The sequence below is a fragment of the Lysinibacillus sp. G1-3 genome, assembly GCF_056322905.1.
The window spans coordinates 1-14,209 of record NZ_JBWHYQ010000022.1 but is presented as its reverse complement, the minus strand read 5'-3'; the positions used below and the strand labels follow the sequence as shown (position 1 = coordinate 14,209).

Sequence of the window (14,209 nt, the reverse complement as noted above, 5' to 3'; positions counted from 1 at the left end):
CAATGCTTTTAAGTGTTCTCCCAAGATACCATAAGAATCTTGGCAGTAGAAAAGAAATTTATGGACGGTGTTTGGATGCTTGTTTTATTGTTTTTTGATTGTTGAGGTATGAGTAAACTGGTAGCAAGTAAGGAAAAGCCACAAGTGAAATTGGCTATGTAGTCATTAACGAAACAAACAATTGTGTTAAGAACATCGAAAAATCTAAATTAGAAATTAAGCGAAGATATTTTTACTCGAAAAAAATTTGATTTTATTTCAATCGTAAATGGCGAGTAAAAGCAATTAATAATAGTTTCTAATATATTCTGAATTGTCTTCATATTAATAATATTTTTTATTTTCTATATTTTACCTTTATTTTTCCTGATATTTCTATTAAACTACAAATAGATTAAATCCAAAGGAGGAATAAAATGAAAAAAATTACTTTTAAGTTGTTCTTTATGCTTATCTTTTTGTTAGTTCCTATGAATGTTTTTGCTGAGGAGTCTTTAGGTGAATTTTCATTTGATCCAAGTAAGGTATCTCATCCTTATGACATGATCAACTCGAAAGGAGAAATCATTAAGTATGAAGAGTTTAATGACGGTATTTCACAATTAATCAATGAAATACCAAGCGTTCAAGGAACAGGTGAAATTTCTCCCGTTCAGATTGATTCCATAATGGAAGGTCACTCGTTTATCGATATCACACCACCACCAGTTGTTATTAATGATTCTACTGCTAGAGGACCAATACAAATATCCCCACGGATTGTCATCGGTGACGATAGTAGAAAAAAAGTAGAGAATACTAAAGACATGCCATATAGTGCAATTACGCATATTGAAATAAATTGGCCTGATGGAAAAGGTGGTTCTTGTACAGGTTCTTTAATTGGGAAAAACAAAGTCCTAACAAATGGACATTGTGTTATAAATCCAGAAACAAAAGAAACTATAACTAGTGCAAAGGTTTACCCTGGTGTAAGTAATAGTGTTGGATTATTTGGTTCTTATAATGTTAATGATTATTATGTAGCTGCTAATTGGGCTTCAACTGGTTCGAGCTCTGAAGACTTCGCTATTCTTGTTTTAGATGTATCAAAAGACAATAAACAGGCGGGAGATGTTGCAGGTACTTTTGGAATCAAACAGGTGAATAATCTTCTTAATCAAAATATCGGTATTTATGGTTATCCGGGAGACTTAATGGAGGCAAGTGGTGAAATTTCTCAATTTGGTACGAGAGGAAATATTACTAGAGAGGATGCATCTGTAGCCTTTTATACAATTGATACTGCACCAGGACAATCCGGTTCGGCATTGTTAAATACTGACAATCAAATTGTAGGTGTTCATAGAGGTTCATTCGTTATTAATGGGAACCCTATGAATGGAGGACCTAAGATGAACTCTTATATGTTTAAATTTGTTTCCAAAGCTTTAGAGTAAAATTACTAATATTGTAGACAAACTGAGAATTTCGGTTTGTCTATTTTTTTTTTGGAAATTGAAATAGAAAGCCTTCAATAAACTGGTCATTATTTCAGCTTTTTCAAGGAAAATTCTGATACCTATAGTTAGTATACACCTGTATAAATATATTGTTTTACCCCGTGGAATTAGGAATTGTAATAAAGATCCGTAAACAAAAAAACGAACCTAAGGGAAGCTATTTCCTAAATCAACGAGTGATTGCTATAGGTATATTTATTGTAAGTACAAAATTAATATTAGCTATAGCGGGAAATAGCAGTTCAAAGTGGGTTGTTCTTTGTATGTTTTAAGATGAGATAAACAGTTTATGCTACTACAATGATTTTTGTAAATCGCTATTTTATGGCATAATTTTATTATTTTTCATTGCAACTTTCGACATATTTTTTATTTATTTCTCAGGAAATATTTCATATAAAATTGTAGCTGTGGCAATGTTTTTTAATGAACATTATATAGTTTTTATAGCTTTGGATTAGGTACGGTTGTAGGGTAAGTGAAATGATGAGTTTATGACTTGTTCTAATACTCGATTTTTTTGCGACCTATGAACTTTTTTAAGTCCTTGATATCGTAGCTTATATTTGGAAAAAAGCGTAATCGCGGTATAATAGTAGTAAGGGAGGAAACAAAATGTATTTAAAATCATGTAAGGTATTACAGGATGATATTGAAGATAATGACCAGTATCCCTTCAATATACCAAGTTTGCAGGATTTACAAGAGCTAGAGTTTCCTACGAATGTGACCTTCTTTGTTGGGGAAAATGGTTCTGGGAAATCAACACTGTTGGAGGCAATTGCGGATCGCTGTGATTTTAATACAGCGGGTGGTGGTCGTCAAAATATATATGAAGTACATAAGGCGGAGTCTTCACTAGGAGAATATATCCGTTTGTCATGGATGCCGAAAGTGACGAATGGTTTTTTTCTACGATCGGAAACATTTTATCAATTCGCAAGTCATATTGATTTGATAGAAGATCCAAGAAAATATACCGCTTTTGGTGGTAAGTCTTTACATCATCAATCACATGGTGAGTCCTTTCTATCGCTATTTATGCATCGCTTTAAGGGGAAAGCTATTTATTTATTGGATGAGCCTGAAGCGGCATTGTCACCGACTAGGCAGCTTAGTCTTCTTAAAATTATGAAGGATTTGGAGCATGAGGCCCAATTTATTATCGCCACTCATTCACCTATTTTACTTGGCTATCCAAATGCAACAATCTATAGTTTTGATAATGGGGACATTGAGTCTATTCGCTATGAGGATACCATTCATTACATCGTCACGAAGCGCTTTTTAAATGCACCGGAATCCATTTTTTCAGAGTTATTTGATGAGGAGAGAGAATCATGAATCAACGTAAAGGCTTAGTCATGCGAGAAATACGATTAGATGAAATGGCACAGTCTATCGATTTGCTTAATTATGTTTTTCAAATGTCCATGTCCATTCATAAGGATCGTCGCTTTGTAAATGCCAAAAGTAAGCAATTTAATGAGGGGCATGCCATTGGTTGGTTTGATGGTTCGCATCTTGTATCTCAAATTTTAAGCCTACCTTTTGAGGTAAATGTTCATGGTAGGATCTATGAAATGGGAGGTATTACTGCGGTCGGAACGTACCCCGAATATTCTGGGCATGGATTGATGGAGAGCCTTATTATTGAGAGCCTGGAACGAATGCGCAATGAAGGACAAAGTATATCCTATTTATTTCCATATTCAATCCCGTATTACCGGAAAAAAGGCTGGGAAATTATGAGTGATATTGTGGAATTTCAGATTAAGGATACGCAGCTTCCTCACCATAAAGGCTTAAACGGTAAAATCCGCCGTGTCGATCCGAAGCATGAAGATGTTGTAAACATTTATGCACGTTATGCCAAGAAGACACATGGTGTCATGGTGCGAAATAGCATTGCTTGGAATGAAAAGTTTCAAGAAGATTTCTGGGAAGAAAAATTTATTGATAGTGATGTGAACCTTCAGGCAGCCGTATATTATGATGAGGATGATCTGCCACAGGGGTATATGTTTTACCGCATTATGGAGGAAAATTACTACATCGATGAGATTGTCTATTTGCAGGAAGAGGCGCGTAAAGGCTTATGGAATTTTGTCTCAGCACATAGCTCGATGATTTATAATGTCTATGGTAAAACAACTGGCAATGAAGCCGTTGCCTTTTTATTAGAAGATAGTGAAATTATTCAAAAAGTGTCCCCTTATTTTATGGCACGAATTGTCGATGTGAAAGAATTTCTACTTCGCTATCCATTCACGGGAAATGATTTTCAGCTTCGACTAGCTGTAACTGATCGCATTGTGGCATGGAATAATGGCACATTTGTCATCACAAAGCAAGATGGAAAAGTCACGGTCGAAATGGTGAGTGAGGTGCAGTCTGAAAATGCTGTTCAGCTAACGGTCCAAACTCTTGCCACGATGTTACTTGGTTATAAACGACCGAGCTATTTAGAAAAAATTGAGCGTTTACAAGGCAATGCCATTGAAATTGCATTACTAGAGACAGTACTACCAATTGGTATTCCAACGTTTATTGATTATTTTTAAGAAGAAAACGGGATTTGTGCAGTGAGTTGCTGTGCAGACCCCTTTTTTATGGATTCAGGGGGGGATTGATCGGGACAGCGAAAAAACTGCTCTGGAGAACTTTATTATTTTATTACCTTATTAAGGAAACAACTGCTTCGTTTAAATCGTTTCTTATATATCAGATTGGGGGATACCGATGAACGAATCCGAGAAGCTGCAACGCAAGAAAGTATATAAACAAACTCTTCTAGTGCTACTTATTTGGATTTTGTTTTTTGCTAGAATTATAGGGTACGGTATTTACTGGTTATTTTTCGATTGGTCTAGATTTAAACAAGATTTGATTGCTGAATCTACATCGCCATAAGGAACTTATACGGTGAAAGATTATGTTTCAGATGCTGGTGCAACGATGATACGGTCAGTATTAACGGAGAGACATTGAATGTGCCAGATGAAACATATGATTATCGAGAAAATAAGTAGCCATAACCATTGCAGTTATGGCTTATTATTTTGTAATCCAAGCTTTTTTTAATAGTTGCACACCTAGGATAAGTTCTTCCGTTTTTAATTTACTAAAGCCTAATTGAATAATTGGCGCTGAACTTGTCTGTTGTAGATAATAGGGGCTCGTAGGGTAGACCTTTACTCCGTATTGTTTAGCGTTTTGGATGAGCTGATCTTCTGAAAATTGGGTGAGCACCTTGACCAAAATATAAAGTCCAGATTGCTCTCCAAGAATCATAATTTTTTCTCCGAATTGTTTGGTAAGTTCCTCTACAAGTGTATTTATTTTATGTTTATAGGTGATACGCATTCTTTTAATATGTCGTGTCCATTCACCTTGTTCCATGAATTTCGCCATTGTTAATTGATGTAAGGACGAGGCGTTATGTTCAAAATGAGCAAATCGTTTTTTATATGGCTGAACAAGTGCTTTTGGTAGCACCATATAACTTAAACGAATCGCTGGTAAAAATGATTTTGAAAATGTCCCCATGTAAATAACACGTGACTTGTCGATGGAGGCGAGAGCAGGAAATGGCTGTTGTGTATAACGGAATTCACCATCATAATCATCCTCAAGTATATATCCATCGACGTTTTTGGCCCACTGAATTAATGCTTGTCGCTGCTGAATGCTCATGGAAACCCCATATGGGAAATGGTGAGAAGGGGTGACATAGAGTAACCGCGAATGTAAATGCGCTAAATGCTCAAGCTGCGCACCGCTTTGCAACACAGGTAATGTCTCTATACGAAAGTCATGTTGCTTGAACGCTTCTCGTGCACCGTTGTAGCCTGGGTCTTCTAAAATTACACTTTGGAAATCTTGCTTTAATAGAAAGCCTAAATAAATTAACATTTGTTGCGTGCTACTACCGATAATAATGTCTTCTTCGTTTACATGGACCCCACGAGCTTGAAGTAAATAATGTACAAGCTGCTCCTTTAAAAGTGGCTCGCCGAAAGGGTCGCCATATTGATAGCACTCGTTTAAAGGTAACACTTGATTAGCCATTTGACGCCATATTTTTAAAGGGAAATGCTGCTGATCGACAGCGCCAGCACGAAAATCAATGTTGATATCTTCACGCTTACTTTTCGTACTTTGAGTAAAGCTTGGTCGTTCCTCTTGAAGAAACACTTGCTCAAAATCATTGACGTAATAGCCCTTGCGTCCTTCACCAAGTATGTATCCTTCCGCTACGAGCTGCTCATAGGCAGTTAACGTTGTATTCCGACTGACATGTAAAGTTTCGGCTAGCCTCCGAATAGAAGGAAGAGAATCATCTGTTTTCAATGTCCCTTGTTCGATTAACAATTTGACCTGCTGATAAATTTGTTTATACTTTGCCTCTTCATCAGTGAATAAGAAAATAAAATCCTCCATAAAACTCCTCCTTGACATGGTGAAATGTCTAGAACTGTTTCTTTTTAAATGTCAGTTTACTATTTATCATTATACAAGAATGACATATAAAAAAGGAATGGGGAGATAAGTGAATGGAGATTTGTACAGTAACTTTAGCAACTGTTGGAGACGTGCTGCCATTATTTAATGCCTATCGGGAATTTTACGGTCAACAATCTGATTTAGAGCTGGCTAAACAGTTTCTATTAGAGCGTTTAAATAAGGAAGAGTCGGTCATTTTTCTAGCTTATATAAATGCGCAGCCAGTTGGTTTTGTTCAGCTCTATCCTACTTTTTCATCTGTTGCAATGAAGAAGGCATTTATTTTAAACGATCTATTTGTGGCCGAGCATGCTAGGAAACATGGTGTAGCACATGCCCTAATTGAACAATGCTATTCGTATTGTGTACGAAACGATGCGCGTTATCTAGGTTTAGAAACAGCGACAGACAACGTGCGTGCTCAAAAACTATATGAGAAGCTCGGAATGAGAATTGATAATGGCGTATTTCATTATATTAAATATTGGTAAATGGAGGTTCGAATAATGACTGTAACCATCAAACAATTAACAACGGAGCAGGAGTGGTTGGATGCATATGCAGTTATCGTGCAGCTCCGCACGGAATTAACAGTAGAAAAGTATCTCCAATTGTTAAAGGAAATGACTCAAGATGGCTATATGTTATTTGCATTATTTGAAAATAAGAAAATGATTGTTGTCACCGGATTAAGTTGGAGAGTCAATTTTTACAGTGAACGCCATATCTTTGTCTATGATTTAGTAACGGATGAGCAGTATCGTTCAGGAGGCTATGGTGAGAAACTTTTGCATTATCTTCATCAATGGGGCAAAGAAAATCGGGCGCACTATATTGCTTTAGAGTCAGGTATCCAAAGGAATAATGCACATCGCTTTTATGAGGATCGATTAGGATATGAAAAATGGTGCTATTCTTTTCGAAAAGCATTGTGATTAAGAAGGAATATGATTTTTTAAACCTCACACACTAATGTAAACATGAAGGAGGTTTATATGAAAGTAACGTTCAAAAAGCTTTTTCTAATAAGCATAGTTATGATGAGTTTTACACCAATTGGTTATGCAAATAATGTAATTCAACAACATGCAAATGGTGAGGAAGGACAGGTTGTTTACCATGTAAAGTACGATTATGCTGCTATTTGTAAAGTTCTTGGGATTACGCAAGAAGTGTATGATCAATATTGGAAAGAAGGACTTTCGATTGTCGATATGGCAAAAAGGGAAGGTATTGACCAACGTGAAATAATAAATTATTTTGTGACATTTCACTATCAAGAAATGCAAAAATGGCGAAAGAAGGGGGCGCTGAACGAACATCATTATTTTGATTTAGTTTATGAATTAAAAGATGAAATTACAGATTTTATTGAGCGAAATCCGAATAAAGAATGAAAACGACTAGTGTTTTTCTAGTCGTATTTTTTATGGGTAAATAATGATTAACATTTAGTATTTAGTTATAAAAGTTAAGTATTTAATGATTATCATTAAATAAACCTTGATTTTAACTCGGCTATTTAATATGCTTAACATTGAAGAAGGGCAGCTAGAATAACGGCGGATTTCTCCATCCGAGAGGAACCTTTCACCATCGCTTGTCATACTTCATGTAAAACATTATGAACAGGGGGAAAAAATATGGTTTTGCAAAGTGTAATAGATGCAGTTTTTCAGGTCATTTTATTTTCAGTTATACCGTTCATTTGGTGGTTGATCTCAGCTAAAAAGGAGCAATCATTTTTTGCATGGCTCGGACTTCGAAAGCCTGTCATTGAAAACAAAGGAAATTATTTCTTATGGCTTTTAGTCATTATTGTTTTATTTTTCGGACCACTTTTTACAATTACTTACTTTTACCTAGATAGTTCAATCTTAGCGTCAAATCGTTTTACAGGGCTTGGTTTTTCAGCGCTCATTCCTGCACTTTTATATAGTATTGTTCAAACTGGATTGTCAGAGGAATTGTTCTTCCGAGGCTTTTTACTGAAAAGATTCATGCATAAGTTTGGTTTTCAAATCGGAAATATCGTGCAAAGTTTATTATTTGGTATTTTACATGGTTGGATGTTTTACTCTTATATTCCTTTTGGAGTTGTCATGTTAGTTGTTTTAGCAACTGGTTTTGCAGGATATTTAATGGGGTGGATCAATGAAAGAAAATCTAATGGCTCCATCATAACAAGCTGGGGCATACATGGCATTGGTAATCTGTTGGCCTCCTTTATGGCCATGTTTAATGTACTCTAAATGTATTGCCGATTTGCATTTCATCATGTTCGATTGCATAATAAAGCAGAGGAGTGAAAGAAATGCAATTTATCGAGCAAGTTGTAAAAGGATGCTTGATTATCGGTTTAATATTAATGGGAGGGCGTATTATCACTGCCATATGCCATTATTATAATATAGCATTTACGACCTTTTTCGTTGATTATCATGTCGCCTCACTCGCTATACTAATAATAGGTATTATAGGAACAGAGATCCTTAATAGACGAAAAAGGAAGGGACGAGCATAAATGACGGAATGGCCAAAGGGTGTAGCGAAGCCTGCTATACGTGCATTAAATGCGGCAGGATATACACGATTAGAGCAATTGGAAAAGGTTGATTTATCGACGTTAAAAAAATTACACGGGATGGGACCGAAAGCATTAGCGGCCATTGAAGTAGCACTAAATGAAAGTAGGGAGAACTGTGAATAAACTAACATTATTATTACTGGCAATGGTTGTTTATTATATCCTTGTTGTTCTCGTAATTAGCAAGTTATTTATTATTCCCCTCATGAAATTTATGGCGCTTATATTCTTCCTTGGAGCAGGCTTTATTTTTTCTCGAAAAATGCGAAGGAAATTACAATAGGTAGAATTATGAAAATTACATAACTAGCCATATTTTATTTGGTCATATTTATGTTGGCACTATTACTATCACTAGCTGGGGTTCGCCCATCTATTTCACTTGGCATTATTATCCTAATCGCGATTGCAATGATATATAGATATATACATATTGTATTGTGGACTAATAATATGAAATTGGTAGATAAGTTAGTAAAAGATCGCAAGAACCATCTTTTTTTGCCTACCTATATGCAGTTGCTTATGGTATAAAGGAAGACCAGATACACTCATTAGAAACAGCAATTGTAAAGTATAAGCAGCCAGCAATGAAATATAACTGTAAATTTATTAAGGCGATCATGGAAGAGAATTTAGAAGAAGCAAAGGATGCGGCAAATAAAATAAACTGGCTATGCAAAATGTTATATCGCTGCACTTGAAGAACGAACAACAGACATGCGAAGCAATCAGCTCACAAAGCCGTGGATGCAGCCAGCAATTGAAGCGGTTTATGCGCACAAGGTGAAAAATGAAACCGCGTTTGATCAGTATCAGAAAGAAAGCATTGCCTTTGCGCGCGGCGTACAAAAATATGTGTTAATACATACCTACGAACAAATGAAAACGGATCTGTAAAAAATATAAGCTACTTGATGCTATTTGACATCAAGTAGCTTTTTTTTTGTAGATTTGAAATAAAGTATGTTCAATGCGCTCGATTAAAAAATGCCTCTAAGCATTTCGATAATTTGCAAACATAATTTCATCATAATATTTATCAAATTGGGGCATACCCAATTTTTCTGCAATCATAAGCTCAGCCTGCCTGTCATAGTCAACTCTAATAAATTGAATGGCATCGTGTCTTTCATAATGAAAGAGCAAAGAAACCCCTTTAGACAAAACAAATCTAAAGGGGCAAAACGATGCAACTTTTTGATAAACAGATATTTTCATTCTACATTTTCTGTTATTTATCATCCATTAGTACAGCGGACCGTATGCTCTATTTCTCTTTATTCAATAAAACCCCACGCACAATCCCCATTATAAATATTGTACTTAGTACAAATAAAAATACATAAGCATGCCACTGCTGTAAAATGCGATCATGTCCTAATGCAACTGTTAAATCATTGAATAGTGAGTATGTAAAGTATAAGAGTATACTATTTTTGATGAGACAAAAGGTAATGATTCCATTTTGTCGCTGGATATGAGATAAGGTAGGCTTATTTTTACGTAGAGTAGGATAAGCTGCTTTCATCTCTAAGTATTGTAAAAGCAAAAATAGCATTAAGGCAATGAAAGGTAAATAAAAAATGGTGATTTTCGGGCCAAATTGTGCATGTTCACTCTTAAAGCTTTGCAAAACCGGTATAGAAGCGGGGAGCTTATTGTATTGGATTAGTGTTGCCGTAATGCCAGCTAAAAAAATAGTCGCAACAATAAGCGTTAGCGATTTACAAAAGCGTGGTGTAGGTGTTTTTTGTTGTTCTAGCATTTGTTCACCTCATAGTTTAATTAAAAAAGTGCAGTCTGTTATACTGTATCATAAGAATACCACCATGTGTGACATAGAAAGAAGGGTTAGATGGAATACTTGTTGTTTTTACTAATTGGAATCATCGGCAACATCATTGGTACCTTAGTTGGAGGTGGCGGGTTAATAACATTACCGACGATGATGCTAGTAGGGGTACCAGTCCATTCAGCGATCGGTGCGAATAAGGTTTCTAATATGGTCAGTGCCTTTTCAAGCTTTTACACAATTTATAAAAGAAAAGAAATTTTATGGTCAGAAATGCGTTCAGTATTATTTGTTTCCTTAATAGGTGGTACACTTGGAGGTCTGTTTGCATCATTTATGAGCAGTCACACATTAACGTTTATCGCCATCATTTTATTAGGCTTTGCCCTTGTTATGTCCTTTTTAGGTGGGGCTGAATTTGGAGAAAAAGAAAGCTTTACAATGAATCGTAAAAACGGTCCAATCCTTTTAGGGGTTGGTTTTTATGATGGCATGTTCGGCCCTGGTAGCAGTACGTTGGCGCTTTATACATATGCACATGAGAAAATCTCTTATATGAAAGCAGTAGGTTTGTCGCGTGTAGGTGTTTTTGCGATGTGCTCAGGAGCTTCGATTACGTATATTTCCACAGGGAAAATTGATTGGCCGTTGACAATCGTATTAATGATTGGTTCTGTAATCGGTGCACAAATAGGCATTTTCCTTGCCAGAAAGGTTAAAGCAAATCAAGTAAAGCTATTGCTGCGAATTGTAACCATTGTGCTGATCGTACAGCTCGTTTATGATTTTATCTTTATTCAGTAGAAGATTTACCTACGAAGGTGATGAGATAAATAGAGATGTAATTTCTTTTCAGGAAGTATCCAAACATCTACTGAAATAGAGGAACTCAGTCTAAGAACGCCACGTCCTGTGGCAACGACTGAGTGACCAACATCATGCTGGCCCAAAGCCTCCGGCGGATGTCACTTATTTTGAGAGGAACGAATTGTGCGAACACAATTCAAAATCCAGACGCAATTACGCCAAGGCGAAATTGATAAAATAGATTTAAGGAGGCGATATGATGTTTGAAATCACACCTTATCCATCTTTTTCGTGGTCACTATCACGTCATAAAACGTTAACAAGCTGTGCACGGAAATATGGCTATGAATATTATTTTTCTCATAATGGCTGGCTCAGTTACAATGTGGAACCATATCATCAACATGTCTATCGCTTAAAAAAGCTTCAATCGTTGCCGATTTTATTTGGACAAATCGTCCATCATTTAATAGAACAATCGATCAATGATTATTTGCAAACCCGCGAGATTCCGACTGTTGCTGAACTTGTAAATCGTGCACGTGGCCAGCTTAATGCCGCTTTTATCGATTCTACACGACATGTAGATTTATGGAGACATAAGCCTAATAAATTTCATATGATGCAAGAAATTTATTACGAAGGGAAGTTGAATCCTGAACTGGTACAGGACTATAAGGAACGCATGACGGCTGTGTTTGACAACTTTCTTAATAGTGCAACGTTCCAGCAAATTACCGCACAAAAAGGCTCTCTACGAATCGGTGAGCCTGAACAATTTCGTTCCATGAAAATCGAGGGTGTACAAGTTTTTGTCGTAATGGATTTTCATTATTATGATGAGATAGCAGAAAAGTGGATTATTATCGACTGGAAAACAGGGGGAGAGTCCGATGATGATCGCCAACAATTAGCACTCTATGCTTACTATATTCAGCAGAAATATCGCGTATCTCTTGACCAGATTGATGTTTATAATGAATATTTATTAACAGGCAAACGAAAAAAATACGCCTTTACAACATTTGATATGGACAATATTTTACATACGTTTCAGCGAAGTGTGTTAGAAATGAAAAAATATCAGGCGGATATTTTCTCGAATGAACCCGTAGACTTTGAGGAATTCGAGCAAACCCTTGAAAAATGGCACTGTAAAGGGTGTAATTTTAAAGAATTATGTGTGCAGAATTGATTTTGAAAATGGAGCTAGTGACCAACTAGATTAAGTCATCAAAATAGTCACTAGCTTTATTTTTATCTTTACTAGTTAAATGACTAAAACAAGTAAACGCAGCATAAGCTAGCGTTATTTTTTATGTCAAAAAAATGTTAAGAGTCTATTTGATTCCGTTGTAGAATTAAGTATTGAAAGGTGGTAATCAAATGGCAAATACAGCAAATGTTAATGTTATTCATCAAGTAACATTAGATGATGCTAAATTGGAAAAAGAATGGGTTCTATGTCTGCAATGGTGTAAATACAACTATGAAGATGGAGATTCAGCATATGGGTATCGTTTTATTTGGAGACGACCAGATGGTAGTTTACAGCCAGCAAGAGGACAAGCGAGAATTCCGAGTTTTGCTCATATGGAGTATTTAATGGCAAAAGCTAAACTTCAAGGATGGGGGGATCTTACAGATAACAATCCCAAAGTCGATAATAAATAGTTTTATAGTTGAATTAATGAAGCACTCTCAATCGAGGGGGCTTTTTATATGCCTTCCACAATTATCTGTGGAGGGCTTTTATTATGCGGAAAAGGAAGGTGTCAGATGAAAACAGACACATTATATACATCATTTATTGGCGGTGCAATGGCATGGATAGGATACCTAATTGGAGGGATTGACCACTTAAAAAAAGCGTTAGTTATATTCATGACTATCGACTATACACTCGGATTTATTGTTAGTTTAGTCTTCAAGAAAACTGAAAGTAAAAAGATGTTTAAGGGCTTAATCAAAAAGACAGCTATAGTATTGATGGTCATTGCAGCAGTATAACTTGATTCAGCAACAGAGAGTGGAAACTTTATGCGTAATGCAATGATTCTATTTTTGATTGGTATGGAAGGTATAAGTATGATTGAAAATCTAGGGAAGTTAGGCATTAAAGTACCTAAATTCTTAGCAAATGCTTTTACACAATTACAAATGGATAACGATGATAAAAAGGGTGATAAACAATGACTAGCGTAACTAATACATGCAGAGACATTAATGAGCTATTACCACCCTCACAATTAGCTTGTAAGTTATTGTTCCAAGAGGCTACAAAGCAGGCATCAAAAATATCTTCATTACTGAAACATACCGTAGTCAAGAACGACAAAATTACCTATATTCTCAAGGACGTACAAGACCCAGAACAATTGTTACTTGGACATTAAACAGCAATCACAAATCACGCCTAGCATGGGACGTTACTGTTGGCCCTCCACAATCGCTATATGATGTAGCAATACTTAGTCGAATAGGAGCTATTGCACGTAAGCTAGGCATTACATGGGACGGTGATTGGGTAGAGAGCATTGACCGACCTCATTTTGAAGTTAAATCAAATTGGGTTATTCCTAGAGGTTATAAACTTGAAGGACAAGTAATCGTTCCAATTAGTAGCGCAATAAAAGTTCAATTAATTGTGGAAGACAATAAGCCAAAACCAGCTGAAAAGGATGATGATACAATGCAATTCACAAACGCGCCAACTAAAGCAGCAGTACGTGATTATATGAAACAAGCTGTTGATAAAAAGCTGATTGATAAAATGTGGTTAGATAAATTTGATAAAGGTGAGATGACAAATAGTGATTATGAAGGTTTGAAACTTATCATTGCACAGCGTAGTAACTAAAATGTCAAGACCAAGATAGCTTAATTGATATGCTCCCTATTAAGTAGACAGATTAAAAAATAAAATCTGTTTATCTAAGGGGAGTATTTTTTATGGGGCGAAGCAAACATCCACTCGAGTTAAAACTACATATCCTTCAATTGTTCGAAGAA

Annotated in this window: 20 protein-coding genes and 2 pseudogenes; 19 read left to right on the top strand and 3 right to left on the bottom strand. The window is 35.9% G+C overall.

Translation table 11 applies throughout. The annotated features are described in order from the left end of the window. Nucleotides 1–416: 416 nt before the first annotated feature. From ACVYAD_RS20690 to ACVYAD_RS20670, 5 genes are all read left to right on the top strand, one after another. On the top strand, nt 417–1,439 hold the full coding sequence (locus tag ACVYAD_RS20690) for a trypsin-like serine peptidase (RefSeq protein WP_476427776.1): 1,023 nt from the start codon (nt 417–419) through the stop codon (nt 1,437–1,439). A 678-nt stretch (nt 1,440–2,117) separates the two neighbouring features. Then, a complete protein-coding gene (locus tag ACVYAD_RS20685; RefSeq protein ID WP_476427774.1) occupies nt 2,118–2,846 on the top strand; it encodes an AAA family ATPase in 729 nt (242 codons plus the stop codon). Further along, complete coding sequence (locus tag ACVYAD_RS20680; RefSeq protein ID WP_386830516.1) at nt 2,843–4,066, top strand: GNAT family N-acetyltransferase; 1,224 nt, start codon at nt 2,843–2,845, stop codon at nt 4,064–4,066. The genes ACVYAD_RS20685 and ACVYAD_RS20680 overlap by 4 nt, the downstream gene beginning before the upstream one ends. A 178-nt stretch (nt 4,067–4,244) precedes the next feature. Next, on the top strand, nt 4,245–4,415 hold the full coding sequence (locus ACVYAD_RS20675; protein WP_476427772.1) for a DUF5412 family protein: 171 nt from the start codon (nt 4,245–4,247) through the stop codon (nt 4,413–4,415). Beyond that, a complete protein-coding gene (locus ACVYAD_RS20670; protein ID WP_476427854.1) occupies nt 4,400–4,534 on the top strand; it encodes a DUF5412 family protein in 135 nt (44 codons plus the stop codon). Before ACVYAD_RS20675 ends, ACVYAD_RS20670 begins: the two co-directional genes overlap by 16 nt. Nucleotides 4,535–4,559: 25 nt before the next feature. On the opposite strand, the gene pdxR is transcribed toward ACVYAD_RS20670, so the two are convergent. Then, nucleotides 4,560–5,945 (bottom strand): MocR-like pyridoxine biosynthesis transcription factor PdxR, encoded by a 1,386-nt coding sequence (gene pdxR, locus ACVYAD_RS20665; RefSeq protein WP_476427770.1) that lies wholly within the window; start codon nt 5,943–5,945, stop codon nt 4,560–4,562. Between the two features lie 113 nt (nt 5,946–6,058). On the opposite strand from pdxR, the gene ACVYAD_RS20660 reads away from it, so the two are divergent. From ACVYAD_RS20660 to ACVYAD_RS20630, 7 genes are all read left to right on the top strand, one after another. Continuing rightward, nucleotides 6,059–6,499, top strand: a complete 441-nt coding sequence (locus ACVYAD_RS20660) for a GNAT family N-acetyltransferase (protein WP_476427768.1) — start codon at nt 6,059–6,061, stop codon at nt 6,497–6,499. Between the two features lie 15 nt (nt 6,500–6,514). Then, a complete protein-coding gene (locus ACVYAD_RS20655; protein WP_476427766.1) occupies nt 6,515–6,943 on the top strand; it encodes a GNAT family N-acetyltransferase in 429 nt (142 codons plus the stop codon). A 60-nt stretch (nt 6,944–7,003) separates the two neighbouring features. After that, nucleotides 7,004–7,405 (top strand): hypothetical protein, encoded by a 402-nt coding sequence (locus tag ACVYAD_RS20650; protein WP_476427764.1) that lies wholly within the window; start codon nt 7,004–7,006, stop codon nt 7,403–7,405. A gap of 246 nt (nt 7,406–7,651) precedes the next feature. After that, nucleotides 7,652–8,260: a lysostaphin resistance A-like protein gene (locus tag ACVYAD_RS20645; RefSeq protein WP_476427762.1), complete on the top strand. Its 609-nt coding sequence runs from the start codon at nt 7,652–7,654 to the stop codon at nt 8,258–8,260. Between the two features lie 62 nt (nt 8,261–8,322). Then, on the top strand, nt 8,323–8,532 hold the full coding sequence (locus tag ACVYAD_RS20640; protein WP_349658504.1) for a hypothetical protein: 210 nt from the start codon (nt 8,323–8,325) through the stop codon (nt 8,530–8,532). After that, the gene (locus ACVYAD_RS20635; protein WP_476427760.1) at nt 8,533–8,718 is read left to right on the top strand and encodes a helix-hairpin-helix domain-containing protein; all 186 of its coding nucleotides are present in this window, start codon (nt 8,533–8,535) and stop codon (nt 8,716–8,718) included. A gap of 597 nt (nt 8,719–9,315) precedes the next feature. Then, entirely contained in the window at nt 9,316–9,495 is a 180-nt protein-coding gene (locus tag ACVYAD_RS20630; RefSeq protein ID WP_476427758.1) for a hypothetical protein, read from the top strand. Between the two features lie 96 nt (nt 9,496–9,591). Here the strand turns inward: ACVYAD_RS20630 and ACVYAD_RS20625 are convergent, their stop codons facing one another. Together ACVYAD_RS20625 and ACVYAD_RS20620 are read right to left on the bottom strand one after the other, a co-directional pair. After that, nucleotides 9,592–9,816 (bottom strand): hypothetical protein, encoded by a 225-nt coding sequence (locus ACVYAD_RS20625; RefSeq protein WP_476427756.1) that lies wholly within the window; start codon nt 9,814–9,816, stop codon nt 9,592–9,594. Nucleotides 9,817–9,865: 49 nt separating this feature from the next. Beyond that, nucleotides 9,866–10,363 (bottom strand): DUF1648 domain-containing protein, encoded by a 498-nt coding sequence (locus tag ACVYAD_RS20620; RefSeq protein ID WP_349658500.1) that lies wholly within the window; start codon nt 10,361–10,363, stop codon nt 9,866–9,868. A 90-nt stretch (nt 10,364–10,453) separates the two neighbouring features. Here ACVYAD_RS20620 and ACVYAD_RS20615 point away from each other — a divergent pair, with 90 nt between their 5' ends. The 7 genes and pseudogenes from ACVYAD_RS20615 to ACVYAD_RS20585 all read left to right on the top strand — a co-directional run bounded on the left by ACVYAD_RS20615 (nt 10,454) and on the right by ACVYAD_RS20585 (nt 14,057). Continuing rightward, nucleotides 10,454–11,194, top strand: a complete 741-nt coding sequence (locus ACVYAD_RS20615; RefSeq protein ID WP_476427755.1) for a sulfite exporter TauE/SafE family protein — start codon at nt 10,454–10,456, stop codon at nt 11,192–11,194. Nucleotides 11,195–11,453: 259 nt separating this feature from the next. Beyond that, a complete protein-coding gene (locus tag ACVYAD_RS20610; RefSeq protein ID WP_476427753.1) occupies nt 11,454–12,392 on the top strand; it encodes a PD-(D/E)XK nuclease family protein in 939 nt (312 codons plus the stop codon). Between the two features lie 191 nt (nt 12,393–12,583). Continuing rightward, entirely contained in the window at nt 12,584–12,871 is a 288-nt protein-coding gene (locus ACVYAD_RS20605; RefSeq protein ID WP_476427752.1) for a hypothetical protein, read from the top strand. Between the two features lie 48 nt (nt 12,872–12,919). Continuing rightward, nucleotides 12,920–13,393, top strand: a pseudogene (locus tag ACVYAD_RS20600) (phage holin family protein). After that, on the top strand, nt 13,390–13,593 hold the full coding sequence (locus ACVYAD_RS20595; RefSeq protein ID WP_476427750.1) for a hypothetical protein: 204 nt from the start codon (nt 13,390–13,392) through the stop codon (nt 13,591–13,593). Before ACVYAD_RS20600 ends, ACVYAD_RS20595 begins: the two are co-directional and overlap by 4 nt. Continuing rightward, nucleotides 13,497–13,697 (top strand): annotated as a pseudogene (locus ACVYAD_RS20590) (M15 family metallopeptidase domain-containing protein); the annotation flags it as partial. The gene ACVYAD_RS20595 and the pseudogene ACVYAD_RS20590, both read left to right, overlap by 97 nt. 147 nt (nt 13,698–13,844) lie before the next feature. Continuing rightward, nucleotides 13,845–14,057 carry a hypothetical protein gene (locus tag ACVYAD_RS20585; RefSeq protein ID WP_476427748.1) on the top strand — a complete coding sequence of 71 codons (213 nt, stop codon included), beginning with the start codon at nt 13,845–13,847 and terminating at the stop codon, nt 14,055–14,057. Nucleotides 14,058–14,209: the final 152 nt, after the last annotated feature.